The organism is Streptomyces sp. NPDC002324, assembly GCF_053593335.1.
Window position 1 is genome coordinate 109,910 of the sequence record NZ_JBSFCF010000018.1, and the last position, 15,343, is coordinate 125,252.

Consider the following 15,343-nt stretch of genomic DNA (forward strand, 5'->3'; position numbering starts at 1 on the left):
CCACCCCCGAGGGCGTCAGCCTGGGCATGCCCCAGCTGCCCGCGCCCGACTTCCCGGACGACGTTCGAGCCCGGCTGGAACGCGACGCCGCCGAGGTCGTCGCCCGCTACCCGGACTCCCGGTCCGCCCTGCTGCCGCTGCTGCATCTCATGCAGGCGGAGGAGGGTCATGTCACCCGCACCGGCATGCGGTTCTGCGCCGACGTGCTCGGCCTGACCACGGCCGAGGTCACCGCGGTGGCCACCTTCTACTCCATGTACCGGCGCAAGCCCTCCGGCGACTACCAGGTGGGCGTCTGCACCAACACCCTGTGCGCGGTGATGGGCGGCGACGCGATCTTCGAGGCGCTGCAGGACCACCTGGGCGTCGGCAACGGCGAGACCACCGACGACGGCAAGGTCACGCTGGAGCACATCGAGTGCAACGCGGCCTGCGACTTCGCGCCGGTCGTGATGGTCAACTGGGAGTTCTTCGACAACCAGACCGTCGACAGCGCCAAGCGCCTCGTCGACGACCTGCGCGAGCGAGCCGAGGTCGCGCCCACACGCGGGGCGCCGCTGTGCACCTTCAAGGAGACCGCGCGGATCCTCGCCGGGTTCCCCGACCAGCGGCCCGGGGCCGTCGAGGCGAGCGGCGGCGCCGGTCCCGCCTCGCTGGTCGGCCTCCGGCTGGCCCGGGGAGAGACCGGACCCGCGCGCGTGGTCCACCCACGGGACGGCGGTCCGCACGACGAGCCGCGCGACACGGTGCACGAGCCGTCACCCACCGAGCACCTCAGTTCGCACGACGCGCCGCAGGACACGTCGGCCTCGGACCCCGCCCACCCGGCCGGTCCGGCAGCCGAGGAGGGGGAGTGATGACGTTGGCACCCGAGATCAAGGGCACCAGCCCGGACAAACTGCTCGCACCCGTGCTGTCGGCCTTCTGGGACGAGGACAGGGCGTGGTCGCTCGACGTCTACCGACGGCACGAGGGCTACGAGGGACTGCGCAAGGCGCTGGCCATGTCACCGGACGAGGTCATCGCGTACGTCAAGGAGTCCGGGCTGCGCGGCCGGGGCGGCGCGGGATTCCCGACCGGAATGAAGTGGCAGTTCATCCCCCAGGGGGACGGCAAGCCGCACTATCTGGTGGTCAACGCCGACGAATCGGAACCCGGAACGTGCAAGGACATTCCGCTCCTCTTCGCGAACCCGCACAGCCTCGTCGAAGGCATGATCATCGCGTGCTACGCCATCCGTTCCTCGCACGCCTTCATCTACCTGCGGGGTGAAGTCGTCCCCGTCCTGCGGCGGTTGCACGAGGCCGTCCGTGAGGCCTACGAGGCCGGCTTCCTCGGCGAGAACATCCTGGGCAGCGGACTCGACCTCGACATCACCGTGCACGCGGGCGCGGGCGCGTACATCTGCGGTGAGGAGACCGCGCTGCTCGACTCGCTCGAAGGCCGCCGTGGTCAGCCGCGACTGCGTCCTCCCTTCCCCGCTGTCGAGGGCCTCTACGCGTGCCCCACTGTCGTGAACAACGTCGAGTCCATCGCGTCGGTTCCCGCCATCCTGCACAAGGGCAAGGAATGGTTCCGGTCGATGGGCAGCGAGAAGTCCCCCGGCTTCACGCTCTACTCGCTCAGCGGCCACGTCGTGAGCCCCGGCCAGTACGAGGCACCGCTCGGCATCACGCTGCGCCAGCTGCTGGAGATGAGCGGCGGAATGCGCCCCGGGCACCGCCTCAAGTTCTGGACACCGGGCGGCTCCTCGACCCCGATGTTCACCGACGAGCACCTCGACGTCCCTCTCGACTACGAGGGAGTGGGCGCCGCGGGTTCCATGCTCGGCACCAAGGCACTCCAGTGCTTCGACGAGACGACCTGCGTCGTACGGGCCGTCACCCGCTGGACCGAGTTCTACGCCCACGAGTCCTGCGGCAAGTGCACCCCCTGCCGCGAGGGCACCTACTGGCTCGTGCAGTTGCTGCGTGACATCGAGGCCGGCAAGGGCGTCATGAGCGACCTCGACAAGCTGAACGACATCGCCGACAACATCAACGGCAAGTCGTTCTGCGCCCTCGGCGACGGCGCCGCCTCGCCGATCTTCTCCTCCCTCAAGTACTTCCGCGCGGAGTACGAGGACCACATCACGGGCCGGGGCTGCCCCTTCGACCCGGCCAAGTCGACCGTCTGGGCCGACAAGGACAAGCACGCGGAGGTGAACGCATGACTGTGACCACCAGCGCTCCCTCCGGCGGAGGCGACGCGGCGGTCCCGCCGGAGGATCTCGTCTCGCTCAAGATCGACGGCATGGACATCAGCGTGCCCAAGGGCACTCTGGTCATCCGGGCCGCCGAACAACTCGGCGTCGAGATCCCCCGCTTCTGCGACCACCCCCTCCTGGACCCGGTCGGCGCCTGCCGCCAGTGCATCGTCGAGGTCGAGGGCCAGCGCAAGCCCATGGCGTCCTGCACGATCACCTGTACGGACGGGATGGTCGTCAAGACCCACCTCACCTCCCCGGTCGCGGAGAAGGCCCAGAAGGGGGTGATGGAGCTCCTGCTCATCAACCACCCGCTGGACTGCCCGGTCTGCGACAAGGGCGGCGAGTGCCCCCTGCAGAACCAGGCCATGTCGCACGGCCACTCCGAGTCCCGCTTCGAGGGCCGCAAGCGCACCTACGAGAAGCCCGTACCGATCTCCACCCAGGTACTGCTCGACCGTGAGCGGTGCGTGCTGTGCGCCCGCTGCACCCGCTTCTCCAACCAGGTCGCCGGCGACCCGATGATCGAACTGGTCGAGCGGGGCGCGCTCCAGCAGGTCGGCACCGGAGAGGGCGACCCGTTCGAGTCGTACTTCTCCGGCAACACCATCCAGATCTGCCCCGTCGGTGCGCTGACCTCGGCGGCGTACCGATTCCGCTCGCGCCCCTTCGACCTCGTCTCCTCCCCGTCGATCTGCGAGCACTGCTCCGGTGGCTGCGCGACCCGCACCGACCACCGGCGCGGCAAGGTCATGCGGCGCCTCGCGGCCAACGACCCCCAGGTCAACGAGGAGTGGATCTGCGACAAGGGACGGTTCGCGTTCCGCTACGCGCAGCGCCCGGACCGGCTCACGACCCCCCTCGTCCGCAACGCCGAGGGCGTCCTGGAACCGGCGTCCTGGCCGGAGGCCCTGGAGGCCGCCGCCCGCGGACTCCTCGCCGCGCGCGGCCGGGCCGGTGTCCTCACCGGCGGCCGGCTCACCGTCGAGGACGCCTACGCGTACAGCAAGTTCGCGCGCGTGGCCCTCGACACCAACGACATCGACTTCCGCGCGCGTGCGCACAGCGGCGAGGAGGCCGACTTCCTGGCCGCCCGCGTCGCCGGCCGCGGCCGTGACCTCGACGGTACGGGCGTCACGTACGCCTCCCTGGAGAACGCGCCCGCCGTGCTGCTGGTCGGGTTCGAGGCGGAGGAGGAGGCGCCCGGCGTCTTCCTGAGGCTGCGCAAGGCCTGGCGTAAGCACAAGCAGCGGGTGTTCTCGCTGGCCACGCACTCCACCCGGGGCCTCGCGAAGGCCGGCGGCACGCTGCTGCCCGCCGCGCCCGGCACCGAGACCGAGTGGCTGGACGCCCTCGCGAGCGGCTTCGGACTGGACGAGGACGGCACCAGGGCCGCCGAGGCGCTGCGCACCGAGGGCGCCGTGATCGTCGTCGGGGAGCGGTTCGCGGCCGTGGCGGGCGGGCTCACCGCCGCCGTACGGGCCGCGTCCCTGACCGGCGCGAAGCTCGCGTGGATCCCGCGCCGCGCCGGGGAGCGGGCCGCCGTCGAGGCGGGCGCGCTGCCGTCGGCGCTGCCGGGCGGACGCCCGGCGACCGACCCGCGCGCCCGCGCGGAGGTCGCCTCCGCCTGGGGCGTCGCCGAACTCCCCACGCGCTACGGCCGCGACACCGGGCAGATCCTGGAGGCCGCCGCCACCGGCGAACTCGGGGCCCTGGTCGTGGCGGGTGTGGAGGTCGCCGACCTGCCCGATCCGCCGCGCGCGCGTGAGGCACTCACCGCGGTGGGCTTCCTGGTGTCGCTGGAACTGCGGCCCAGCGAGGTCACCGACCGGGCGGACGTCGTCCTGCCGGTCGCCGCCGTCGCCGAGAAGGCGGGCACCTTCCTCAACTGGGAGGGCCGCGCGCGGATGTTCGAGGCCGCGCTGAAGCCCGACCAGATGACCCGCCCGGTGGCACCCACCGACGGACGGGTCCTGCAGATGCTGGCCGACGCCATGGACGTCCACCTGGGGCTGCCCGATCTGCGCACCACGCGCGCGGAGCTGGAGCGCCTCGGCGGATGGGACGGCGCGCGGGCCAACGAGCCCGTGGAGGTCGCCGCCGGACTGCCGCGCCCGGCCGCCGGAGAGGCCGTCCTCGCCGGGCACCGGCTGCTGCTCGACCAGGGCCGCCTCCAGGACGGCGACGAGGCCCTCGCCGGTACCCGGCACGCCGCCCACGCGCGCGTGTCCGCCGCCACGGCCGCCGAGGCCGGCGTCAAGAACGGCGACGTCCTCGCGGTGAGCGGCCCCGCCGGGGTCGTCGAACTGCCGCTGCGGATCACCGAGATGCCCGACCGCGTGGTCTGGCTGCCGCTGAACTCCACCGGCTCGGGCGTCGCCTCCGACACCGGGGCACAGCCCGGCGCACTCGTCCGTATCGGCCCCGCGACGCTCGCCGCCGAGGCCCCCGAGGAGGTGGAGGCATGAGCGCGTACTACCTCGCCGCAGAGGACCTCTCGATGTTCGGCCGCGACCCCTGGTGGCTGGTCGTCGTCAAGGCGGTCTTCTGCTTCGCCTTCCTGATGGTGACCGTGCTGTTCTCCATCGTGTGGGAGCGCAAGGTCGTCGCCTGGATGCAGCTGCGCATCGGCCCCAACCGGCACGGCCCCTGGGGCATGCTCCAGTCCCTCGCCGACGGCATCAAGCTGATGCTGAAGGAAGACGTCATCGTCAAACGCGCGGACAAGGTCGTCTACGTCCTCGCGCCGATCGTCGCGGCCATCCCGGCCTTCATGGCGATCGCGGTGATCCCCTTCGGTCCGGCCGGCAACGAGATCTCGATCTTCGGCCAGCGCACCACGATGCAGCTCACCGACCTGCCGATCGCGATGCTCTACATCCTCGCCGTGGCCTCGGTCGGCATCTACGGCATCGTCCTGGCGGGCTGGAGCTCCGGCTCCACCTACCCGCTGCTCGGCGGCCTGCGGTCCGCCGCCCAGATGATCTCGTACGAGATCGCCATGGGCGCCGCGTTCGCCTCCGTCTTCCTCTACTCGGGGTCGATGTCGACCTCGGCGATCGTGGAGGCGCAGCAGGACCGCTGGTACATCGTGCTGCTGCCGGTCTCGTTCCTGATCTACATCGTGACCATGGTCGGTGAGACCAACCGCGCCCCCTTCGACATGCCGGAGTCCGAGGGCGACCTGGTCGGCGGCTTCAACACCGAGTACTCGTCGATCAAGTTCGCGATGTTCATGCTCGCCGAGTACGTCAACATGGTGACCGTCTCCGCCGTGTCGGTGACGCTCTTCCTCGGCGGCTGGCGGGCCCCCTGGCCCATCAGCACCTTCTGGGAGGGCGCCAACCACGGCTGGTGGCCGATGCTCTGGTTCGTGGTGAAGGTGCAGCTGCTGCTGTTCTTCTTCATCTGGCTGCGCGGCACCCTCCCGCGCGTCCGCTACGACCAGCTGATGAAGCTCGGCTGGAAGGTCCTCCTGCCGGTCTCCGTGGTGTGGCTGATGCTCGTCGCGACCGTACGGACCCTGCGCAACGAGAACTACGACTTCGCCGAGATCGCCCTGTACGTCGCCGGTGCCGTCATCGTGCTGTTCCTCCTCTCCGTCGTCGCCGACATGTTCCGCGACCGGCGCGAGGCCCGGGACCAGCCCGCCGAACCGGCCGCCTTCGACCCGATGGCCGGCGGCTTCCCCGTACCGCCCCTGCCCGGACAGACCCTCCCGCCGGTGCCGCGCAGGCGTCCGCGCCGGGAGCGGGAGCTGATTGTCAGTGGCGGGTCCGATACTGACAGTGACGGATCTTCGAATGGGAGGGAGGCGTCCGATGGCTGAGGAGCCGAAAGAGAACAAGCAGGGTTTCCAGAACCCCGTCGCCGGCTTCGGCGTGACCTTCAAGGCCATGTTCAAGAAGCGGCTGACCGAGCAGTATCCGGAGCAGCAGAAGACCACGGCCCCGCGGTTCCACGGCCGGCACCAGCTCAACCGCCATCCGGACGGCCTGGAGAAGTGCGTCGGCTGCGAGCTGTGCGCCTGGGCGTGCCCCGCCGACGCCATCTACGTGGAGGGCGCCGACAACACCGACGAGGAGCGCTACTCGCCGGGCGAGCGGTACGGCGCCGTCTACCAGATCAACTACGCCCGCTGCATCCTGTGCGGCCTGTGCATCGAGGCGTGCCCCACCCGCGCGCTCACGATGACGAACGAGTTCGAGCTGGCGGACAGCAGTCGCGCCAACCTCATCTACACCAAGGAGCAGCTGCTCGCCGGGCTGGAGGAGGGCATGGTCGACTCGCCCCACTCGATCTTCCCGGGCACCGATGAGCAGGACTACTACCGGGGTCTGGTCACCGAGGCCGCGCCCGGCACGGTGCGGCAGACGGCCGTGTCCAAGGGGGAGAAGCCCCAGGAGGCCGCGTCCACCTTCGGTGAGGACGAGCCGGCGTCGCACAAGGCGGTCGGCCGATGACGGAGCAACTCGCCGCCTACACGACCTCCACCGGCGAGGCCGTCCAGTTCTGGGTGCTCGGCACGGTCGCCGTGATCGGCGCCCTGTGCACCGTCTTCATGAAGAGGGCCGTGCACAGCGCGCTCTGCCTCGCCGGCACCATGATCATCCTGGCGGTGTTCTACCTCGCCAACGGCGCCTACTTCCTGGGCATCGTGCAGATCGTCGTCTACACCGGCGCGATCATGATGCTGTTCCTCTTCGTGGTGATGCTCGTCGGTGTCACCGCGGCGGACTCCCTGAAGGAGACCATCAAGGGCCAGCGCTGGCTGGCCCTCCTGTGCGGCGCCGGCTTCGGCATCCTGCTGATCGCGGGCATCGGCAACGCCTCCCTGACGGAGTTCAACGGCCTCGGCACGGCGAACGCCGGCGGCAACGTGGAGGGCCTCGCGGCCCTGATCTTCACCGACTACGTGTTCGCCTTCGAACTGACCGGCGCCCTGCTGATCACGGCCGCGGTGGGCGCCATGGTCCTCACCCATCGTGAGCGCACCGAGCGCGCCAAGACCCAGCGCGAGCTGGCCGAGGAGCGCGTACGCGAGGGCAAGCACCTCCCGCCGCTGCCGGCCCCGGGCGTCTACGCCCGGCACAACGCGGTCGACATCCCGGGTCTGCTGCCCGACGGCACCCCGTCCGAGCTGAGCGTGGCCAAGACCCTGCGGGACCGGGGCCAGGTCCGGGACGTGTCGACCGAGGCGCTGAACGACCTCAAGGCCCTGGAGCAGCGCGCCGAGGACCGCCTGGAGCGCACGTCCGGCGGAAACGGCGGCAAGAGCGGGGAGGCATCGAAGTGAATCCCGTCAACTACCTGTATCTCGCCGCCCTGCTGTTCACGATCGGCGCCACCGGCGTCCTGATCAGGCGGAACGCGATCGTGGTGTTCATGTGCGTGGAGCTGATGCTCAACGCCTGCAACCTCACCCTGGTCGCCTTCTCCCGGATGCACGGCAATCTCGACGGCCAGATCATCGCCTTCTTCACGATGGTCGTCGCCGCCGCGGAGGTCGTGGTCGGACTCGCGATCATCGTGTCGCTGTTCCGGTCCCGCCACTCGGCCTCGGTCGACGACGCCAGCCTGATGAAGCTGTAAGGGGTCGGAAGAATCGTGGAGAACCTGATTGCGCTGCTGATCGCGGCGCCCCTGCTCGGAGCCGCCGTCCTGCTGTGCGGCGGCCGGCGGCTCGACGCCGTCGGCCACTGGATCGGTACGGCGCTGGCCGCCGCCTCCTTCGTCCTCGGGGTCGTCCTCTTCGCCGACATGCTCGGCAAGGAGGCCGAACACCGGGAGATGGGCCAGTTCCTGTTCAGCTGGATCCCCGTCGAGGGCTTCCAGGCGGACGTCGCCTTCCAGCTCGACCAGCTGTCGATGACGTTCGTCCTGCTGATCACCGGAGTCGGCTCGCTCATCCACGTGTACTCCATCGGGTACATGGAGCACGACGAGCGCCGCCGCCGTTTCTTCGGCTATCTGAACCTGTTCCTCGCGGCGATGCTGCTGCTGGTCCTCGCCGACAACTACCTGCTGCTGTACGTCGGCTGGGAGGGCGTCGGCCTCGCCTCGTACCTGCTGATCGGCTTCTGGCAGCACAAGCCCAGCGCCGCGACCGCCGCGAAGAAGGCGTTCCTGGTCAACCGCGTCGGTGACGTGGGCCTGTCCATCGCCATCATGCTGATGTTCACCACCTTCGGGACCTTCGCCTTCGGGCCGGTCCTGGCGGCCACCGGTGAGACGAGCGAGGGCAAGCTCACCGCCATCGCGCTGATGCTGCTGCTGGCCGCCTGCGGCAAGTCCGCCCAGGTGCCGCTGCAGTCCTGGCTCGGGGACGCGATGGAGGGCCCGACCCCGGTCTCGGCCCTCATCCACGCCGCGACCATGGTCACCGCCGGTGTCTACCTGATCGTCCGCTCCGCGAACATCTTCGACGGCGCCCCGGACGCGCAGCTCGTCACCACCGTCGTCGGCGCGGTCACGCTCCTCTTCGGTGCGATCGTCGGTTGCGCGAAGGACGACATCAAGAAGGCGCTCGCCGGCTCGACGATGTCGCAGATCGGCTACATGGTGCTCGCCGCGGGCCTCGGTCCCATCGGCTACGTCTTCGCGATCATGCACCTGGTGACGCACGGCTTCTTCAAGGCCGGGCTCTTCCTCGGCGCCGGCTCGGTCATGCACGGCATGAACGACGAGGTCGACATGCGCAAGTACGGCGGCCTCCGCACGTACATGCCGATCACGTTCATCACGTTCGGCCTCGGCTATCTCGCGATCATCGGCTTCCCCGGCCTGTCCGGGTTCTTCTCCAAGGACAAGATCATCGAGGCGGCGTTCGCCAAGGGCGGCACCGAGGGCTGGATCCTCGGCGGCGTGGCCCTGCTCGGCGCGGCCATCACCGCGTTCTACATGACGCGCGTGATGCTGATGACCTTCTTCGGCGAGAAGCGCTGGCAGCCCGACGAGCACGGCCACGAGCCGCACCCGCACGAGTCGCCCAAGGTCATGACGATCCCCATGATCGTCCTGGCCGTCGGATCGGTCTTCGGCGGCGCGTACTTCAGCATCGGCGACCGGTTCCTCCACTGGCTGGAGCCCGTCACCGGCCACAAGCACGGAAACCCGCCGATCGGCGCCGCCGCGGTCACCACGGCCACGGTCGCCGTGATGATCATCGGCGTCGGCCTCGCGTGGCTCCAGTACGGGCGCAAGCCCGTCCCCGTCGTCGCCCCGCGCGGATCGCTCCTCACCCGGGCCGCCCGGCGCGACCTCTACCAGGACGACTTCAACCACGTCGTCCTCGTCCGCGGCGGAGAGCACCTCACGCGCTCCCTCGTCTACGTCGACCACACCCTGGTCGACGGTGTCGTCAACGGCACGGCGGCCTCGATGGGCGGCCTCTCCGGGCGGCTGCGCCGGATCCAGAACGGCTATGCCCGGTCGTACGCGGTCTCGATGTTCGGCGGTGCTGCGATCCTCATCGCCGCGACCCTGCTGATGAGGGCGGTCTGATACCGATGTCCTTTCCTCTGCTGACAGCGACGGCGGCGCTCCCGGCCCTCGGGGCGATCGCCACGGCCGCCGTCCCGGCCCAGCGGCGCAACGCCGCGAAACTGCTGGCGCTGACCGTCTCGCTGGGCACGCTCGTGCTCGCCGCGATCATCGCGTTCCGCTTCGATCCGGGCGGCGACCGCTACCAGCTCACCGAGTCCCGCGCCTGGATCGCTGACTTCGGGGTGCGCTACGAACTGGGCGTCGACGGCATCGCGGTGGCGCTGATCGCGCTCACGGCCCTGCTGATCCCGTTCATCATCCTCGCGGGCTGGCACGACGCCGACCCGCTGGAGACGGGCAGCAAGAGGTGGCGGCCGACCCAGGGCTTCTTCGCCCTGATCCTGGCCGTCGAGGCGATGGTGATCATCTCCTTCGAGGCCACCGACGTCTTCCTCTTCTACATCTTCTTCGAAGCCATGCTCATCCCGATGTACTTCCTCATCGGCGGCTTCGGCGACCGTGCCCACGAGCACGGCGAGGAGACGGCGGCCACCCAGCGGTCGTACGCCGCGGTGAAGTTCCTCCTCTACAACCTGGTCGGCGGTCTGATCATGCTGGCCGCGGTGATCGGCCTGTACGTGGTCGCCGGGAACTTCTCGCTCCCCGAGATCGCCGAGGCCCGCGCCAACGGCACGCTGGAGATGGCCACCAACACCGAGCGGTGGCTGTTCCTCGGCTTCTTCTTCGCCTTCGCGGTGAAGGCCCCGCTGTGGCCCCTGCACACCTGGCTGCCCAACGCCATGCAGGAGTCCACGGCCCCGGTCGCCGTCCTCATCACGGCCGTCGTCGACAAGGTCGGCACCTTCGCGATGCTCCGCTTCTGCCTCGGACTGTTCCCCGAGGCCAGCGAGTGGGCGACCCCCGTGATCCTGGTCCTCGCGCTGATCAGCATCATCTACGGGGCGCTGCTCGCGGTCGGCCAGCGGGACATCAAGCGGCTGGTGGCGTACGCGTCGATCTCGCACTTCGGGTTCATCGTCCTGGGCATCTTCGCGATGACCAGCCAGGGCCAGTCGGGCGCGACGCTCTACATGGTCAACCACGGCATCTCGACCGCCGCGCTCATGCTGGTGGCGGGCTTCCTGATCTCCCGGCGAGGGTCCCGGCTCATCGCCGACTACGGCGGCGTGCAGAAGGTCGCCCCGGTGCTCGCCGGCACCTTCCTGATCGGCGGCCTCGCGACCCTGTCGCTGCCCGGACTCGCCCCGTTCGTCAGTGAGTTCCTGGTCCTGGTCGGCACCTTCGCGCGCTACCCGGTGGTCGGCATCGTCGCCACCGTCGGCATCGTCCTCGCCGCGCTCTACGTCCTCGTCCTCTACCAGCGGACGATGACCGGCCCGGTGAAGGCCGAGGTCGAGGGGATGCCCGACCTGAGGGCGCGGGAACTCGTGGTGGTCGCCCCGCTGATCGTTCTGCTGATCTTCCTGGGCGTCTACCCGAAGCCGCTCACCGACATCGTCAACCCGGCGGTCGAGCACACCATGTCCGACGTCCAGAAGAAGGACCCCCAGCCCGAGGTGGAGGCGGCCAAGTGAGCGCATCAGCCGTCCACAGCCTGTGGACAACCGCGGCCGACCCGATCACCAAGATCGACGCGCCGAAGATCGAATACGGGCAGCTGTCGCCCACCCTGATCGTCCTCGGGGCGGCGATCATCGGAGTCCTGGTCGAGGCCTTCGTGCCACGCAAGTCCCGCTACCACGCCCAGGTGTTCCTCTCCGTCGTCGCCCTCGCCGCGTCCTTCGCCGCGGTCGTCGCCCTCGCGGCCCGCGGCTACGGCACGACGAAAGCCGGCATCGCCGCCATGGGCGCCATCGCCGTGGACGGACCGGCCCTGTTCCTGCAGGGCACGATCCTGCTGGCCGGCATCCTCGGCGTCTTCACCTTCGCCGAACGGCGCCTCGACCCCGAGGCGCACGGCAACAAGGTCGACTCCTTCGCCGCGCAGGCCGCGTCCGTGCCCGGCAGCGACAGCGAGAAGGCGGCCGTGAAGGCCGGGTTCGCCACCACCGAGGTGTTCCCGCTGCTGCTCTTCGCGATCGGCGGCATGCTGATCTTCCCGGCGGCCAACGACCTGCTGACCCTGTTCATCGCCCTGGAGGTCTTCTCCCTCCCGCTGTACCTGCTGTGCGCCGTGGCCCGCCGCAAGCGGCTCATGTCGCAGGAGGCCGCGGTCAAGTACTTCCTGCTCGGCGCCTTCGCCTCCGCCTTCACCCTCTTCGGCATCGCCCTGCTCTACGGCTACGCCGGCTCGGTGAAGTACGCCACGATCGCCCAGGTCGTCGACGGCACCATCGGCGACATCAACCCCGCCCTCGCCGGCACCATGGGCAACGACGCGCTGCTGCTCATCGGCTCCGCCATGATCGTCATGGGCCTGCTGTTCAAGGTCGGCGCGGTGCCGTTCCACATGTGGACGCCCGACGTGTACCAGGGCGCGCCCACACCGGTCACCGGCTTCATGGCGGCGGCGACCAAGGTGGCAGCCTTCGGCGCGCTGCTCAGGCTCCTGTACGTCGTCCTGCCGGGCCTGCGCTGGGACTGGCGGCCGGTCATGTGGGCCGTCGCCATCGTCACCATGCTGGGCGGCGCGATCGTCGCCATCACCCAGACCGACATCAAGCGACTGCTCGCCTACTCCTCGATCGCCCACGCCGGGTTCATCCTCGCCGGTGTCATCGCGGCCTCGCCCGACGGCGTCTCGTCCGTGCTGTTCTACCTGGGCGCCTACTCGTTCGTGACGATCGGCGCGTTCGCCGTGGTGACCCTGGTGCGGGACGCGGGCGGCGAGGCGACCCACCTGTCCAAGTGGGCCGGGCTCGGCCGTAGATCGCCCCTGGTGGCGGCCGTGTTCGCGGTGTTCCTGCTGGCCTTCGCGGGCATTCCGCTGACCTCCGGGTTCGCGGGCAAGTTCGCCGTGTTCAAGGCGGCGGCGGAGGGCGGCGCGGGCGCGATCGTCGTGGTCGGTGTGATCTCCTCGGCCATCGCCGCGTTCTTCTACATCCGCGTCATCGTGCTCATGTTCTTCAGCGAGCCGCGCCCCGAGGGGCCGACCGTCGCCGTGCCGTCGCCGCTGACCATGACCGCGATCGCGGTCGGGGTCGCCGTCACGCTGGTGCTCGGCGTCGCGCCGCAGTACTTCCTGGACCTGGCGGGACAGGCGGGCGTGTTCGTGCGGTAGCGCTCCGCTCGGTCGGTCGGATGTGGCGGGACCCGGCTCCTTCAGGGGCCGGGTCCCGCCGTCCGTACCGGGCCGGGACCGGGCCGGGCCCCCCGCACGGGTGGAGCCTGTGGATAACTCCGAGGCTGTCGGTGCGGGCGCCTATGGTGGCAGGGGCTGGAGGAAGCACGGGCGGCACAGGACGCACCGGCGGTACGCACGGGCAGAGGGCGCACGGGCGGCACAGGACGCAAGGGCACAGGACGCAAGGGCGCGGGGACAGGCGATGAGCGGGACGGGCGTGACGAGTGTGATGGCGGACGAAGGCAGGACCACCGAGGCGGACAGCGAGGCGCTGGCCGTACTCCACCGGGTCTTCGGGTACGACGCCTTCCGGGGTGAGCAGGCGGCGGTCATCGAGCATGTGATCGCGGGCGGCGACGCCGTCGTGCTCATGCCCACCGGCGGCGGCAAGTCTCTCTGCTACCAGATTCCGTCCCTGGTCAGGCCCGGTACGGGCATCGTGGTCTCCCCGCTGATCGCGCTCATGCAGGACCAGGTGGACGCGCTGCGGGCGCTGGGCGTCCGCGCCGGCTTCGTCAACTCCACGCAGGACTTCGACGAGCGGCGCCTGGTGGAGGCGGAGTTCCTCGCGGGGGAGCTGGACCTGCTCTACCTCGCCCCCGAGCGGCTGCGGCTCGACGCCACACTCGACCTGCTGGGGCGCGGCAAGGTCGCCGTGTTCGCGATCGACGAGGCGCACTGCGTCTCTCAGTGGGGACATGACTTCCGGCCCGACTACCTCTCCCTCTCCCTGCTCGGCGAGCGCTGGCCGGACGTGCCGCGCATCGCGCTCACCGCCACCGCCACCCGCGCGACGCACCGGGAGATCACCGAGCGGCTGGCCATGCCCCGGGCCCGCCACTTCGAGGCCAGCTTCGACCGGCCCAACATCCAGTACCGGATCGTGCCCAAGGCCGACCCGAAGAAGCAGCTCCTGTCCTTCCTGCGCCAGGAACACCCGGGCGACGCGGGCATCGTCTACTGCCTGTCCAGGAACTCGGTGGAGCGCACGGCGGAGTTCCTGAGCAAGAACGGCGTCGAGGCGGTGCCGTACCACGCCGGCCTCGACGCCGGGACCCGCGCGGCACACCAGTCGCGGTTCCTGCGCGAGGAAGGGCTCGTGGTCGTCGCCACGATCGCCTTCGGCATGGGCATCGACAAGCCCGACGTCCGGTTCGTCGCCCACCTGGACCTGCCGAAGTCGGTGGAGGGCTACTACCAGGAGACCGGCCGCGCCGGCCGCGACGGACTGCCGTCCACGGCATGGATGGCGTACGGCCTCAACGACGTCATACAACAGCGCAAGATGATTCAGGGCAGCGAGGGTGACGAGGCGTTCCGCCGCCGGGCCGCGAGCCATCTGGACGCGATGCTGGGGCTCTGCGAGACCGCCCAGTGCCGCCGGGGCCAACTGCTGCAGTACTTCGGCCAGGAACCGCAGGCCGAGGGCTGCGGCAACTGCGACACCTGTCTCGTACCGCCGGAGACCTGGGACGGCACGGTCGCCGCGCAGAAGGTGCTCTCCACGGTGGTGCGGCTGCAGCGGGAGCGCGGGCAGAAGTTCGGCGCCGTGCAGATCGTCGACATCCTGCTGGGGCGGCGGACCGCGAAGGTCATCCAGTTCGACCACGACCAGCTCTCCGTCTTCGGCATCGGCGAGGAACTGTCCGAGGGCGAATGGCGGGGCGTCGTCCGCCAGTTGCTCGCGGAGGGGATCCTCGCGGTCGAGGGCGAGTACGGCACGCTCGTGCTCACCGAGGAGAGCGGGGTGGTGCTGCGGCGGGAGCGGGACGTGCCGCTGCGCAAGGAACCGAAGAAGCCGGTGACCACGCGGGCGGCGTCCTCCGGCTCGGGTTCCTCCGGCTCCGGCCGGGGCGACCGCAAGCCGAAGGCGGCGGTCGAACTCCCCGACGAGCTGCTCCCCGTCTTCGAGGCCCTGCGCGCCTGGCGCGCCGACCAGGCCCGCGAACAGGGCGTCCCGGCGTACGTCATCTTCCACGACGCCACCCTCCGCGAGATCGCGGCCACGGCCCCCACGTCCGTCGCCGAACTCGGCACGATCAGCGGAATCGGCGAGAAGAAGCTGGCGACGTACGGGGAGGGGGTGCTGGGGGTGCTGGAGTCGCTGGGAGGGCATTCCGGGGGCGCCTCGGCCCCGGCTCCGGCGGCGGCCTCGGTGCCCGGGAGCACGTCCGGCCCGGCTCCGGAGGGTGACACCGACACGGGACAGGACTTCGACTGGCCCGACGTGGAACCGGAGCCCGAGCACGACGACTGGGCCTAGTAGGGCCCCAGGAGACAGGTCGAGGTATGCGCCTCCTGCCCGGCGG

General features: G+C 70.2%; 11 protein-coding genes. All 11 read left to right on the plus strand.

The genetic code is table 11. From position 1 onward, the window contains the following. Positions 1 to 26: 26 nt before the first annotated feature. Positions 27 to 857: an NADH-quinone oxidoreductase subunit NuoE gene (nuoE, locus tag ACWCRJ_RS23625; protein ID WP_450941184.1), complete on the plus strand. Its 831-nt coding sequence runs from the start codon at positions 27 to 29 to the stop codon at positions 855 to 857. Next, on the plus strand, positions 857 to 2,212 hold the full coding sequence (nuoF, locus tag ACWCRJ_RS23630) for an NADH-quinone oxidoreductase subunit NuoF (protein WP_450941128.1): 1,356 nt from the start codon (positions 857 to 859) through the stop codon (positions 2,210 to 2,212). The genes nuoE and nuoF overlap by 1 nt, the downstream gene beginning before the upstream one ends. Continuing rightward, positions 2,209 to 4,713 (plus strand): NADH-quinone oxidoreductase subunit G, encoded by a 2,505-nt coding sequence (locus ACWCRJ_RS23635; RefSeq protein ID WP_450941129.1) that lies wholly within the window; start codon positions 2,209 to 2,211, stop codon positions 4,711 to 4,713. Before nuoF ends, ACWCRJ_RS23635 begins: the two co-directional genes overlap by 4 nt. Continuing rightward, complete coding sequence (gene nuoH / locus ACWCRJ_RS23640) at positions 4,710 to 6,074, plus strand: NADH-quinone oxidoreductase subunit NuoH (RefSeq protein ID WP_450941130.1); 1,365 nt, start codon at positions 4,710 to 4,712, stop codon at positions 6,072 to 6,074. The genes ACWCRJ_RS23635 and nuoH overlap by 4 nt, the downstream gene beginning before the upstream one ends. Beyond that, on the plus strand, positions 6,067 to 6,708 hold the full coding sequence (nuoI, locus tag ACWCRJ_RS23645) for an NADH-quinone oxidoreductase subunit NuoI (RefSeq protein WP_450941131.1): 642 nt from the start codon (positions 6,067 to 6,069) through the stop codon (positions 6,706 to 6,708). The genes nuoH and nuoI overlap by 8 nt, the downstream gene beginning before the upstream one ends. Then, complete coding sequence (locus ACWCRJ_RS23650) at positions 6,705 to 7,541, plus strand: NADH-quinone oxidoreductase subunit J (protein ID WP_450941132.1); 837 nt, start codon at positions 6,705 to 6,707, stop codon at positions 7,539 to 7,541. The genes nuoI and ACWCRJ_RS23650 overlap by 4 nt, the downstream gene beginning before the upstream one ends. Further along, on the plus strand, positions 7,538 to 7,837 hold the full coding sequence (gene nuoK, locus ACWCRJ_RS23655; RefSeq protein WP_005481399.1) for an NADH-quinone oxidoreductase subunit NuoK: 300 nt from the start codon (positions 7,538 to 7,540) through the stop codon (positions 7,835 to 7,837). Before ACWCRJ_RS23650 ends, nuoK begins: the two co-directional genes overlap by 4 nt. 15 nt (positions 7,838 to 7,852) lie before the next feature. Beyond that, positions 7,853 to 9,748 (plus strand): NADH-quinone oxidoreductase subunit L, encoded by a 1,896-nt coding sequence (nuoL, locus tag ACWCRJ_RS23660; protein ID WP_450941133.1) that lies wholly within the window; start codon positions 7,853 to 7,855, stop codon positions 9,746 to 9,748. Between the two features lie 5 nt (positions 9,749 to 9,753). Then, positions 9,754 to 11,325: an NADH-quinone oxidoreductase subunit M gene (locus tag ACWCRJ_RS23665; RefSeq protein ID WP_450941134.1), complete on the plus strand. Its 1,572-nt coding sequence runs from the start codon at positions 9,754 to 9,756 to the stop codon at positions 11,323 to 11,325. Continuing rightward, the gene (gene nuoN, locus ACWCRJ_RS23670) at positions 11,322 to 12,971 is read left to right on the plus strand and encodes an NADH-quinone oxidoreductase subunit NuoN (RefSeq protein ID WP_450941135.1); all 1,650 of its coding nucleotides are present in this window, start codon (positions 11,322 to 11,324) and stop codon (positions 12,969 to 12,971) included. The genes ACWCRJ_RS23665 and nuoN overlap by 4 nt, the downstream gene beginning before the upstream one ends. 265 nt (positions 12,972 to 13,236) lie before the next feature. Further along, on the plus strand, positions 13,237 to 15,297 hold the full coding sequence (gene recQ / locus ACWCRJ_RS23675) for a DNA helicase RecQ (protein WP_450941136.1): 2,061 nt from the start codon (positions 13,237 to 13,239) through the stop codon (positions 15,295 to 15,297). Positions 15,298 to 15,343 lie beyond the last annotated feature (46 nt).

Bases quoted from the DNA above. Each gene is read 5' to 3' on its own strand.
- nuoE (WP_450941184.1), top strand. From the start codon at position 27: ATGCCCCAGCTGCCCGCGCCCGACTTCCCGGACGACGTTCGAGCCCGG.
- nuoF (WP_450941128.1), top strand. From the start codon at position 857: ATGACGTTGGCACCCGAGATCAAGGGCACCAGCCCGGACAAACTGCTC.
- ACWCRJ_RS23635 (WP_450941129.1), top strand. From the start codon at position 2,209: ATGACTGTGACCACCAGCGCTCCCTCCGGCGGAGGCGACGCGGCGGTC.
- nuoH (WP_450941130.1), top strand. From the start codon at position 4,710: ATGAGCGCGTACTACCTCGCCGCAGAGGACCTCTCGATGTTCGGCCGC.
- nuoI (WP_450941131.1), top strand. From the start codon at position 6,067: ATGGCTGAGGAGCCGAAAGAGAACAAGCAGGGTTTCCAGAACCCCGTC.
- ACWCRJ_RS23650 (WP_450941132.1), top strand. From the start codon at position 6,705: ATGACGGAGCAACTCGCCGCCTACACGACCTCCACCGGCGAGGCCGTC.
- ACWCRJ_RS23665 (WP_450941134.1), top strand. From the start codon at position 9,754: ATGTCCTTTCCTCTGCTGACAGCGACGGCGGCGCTCCCGGCCCTCGGG.
- recQ (WP_450941136.1), top strand. From the start codon at position 13,237: ATGAGCGGGACGGGCGTGACGAGTGTGATGGCGGACGAAGGCAGGACC.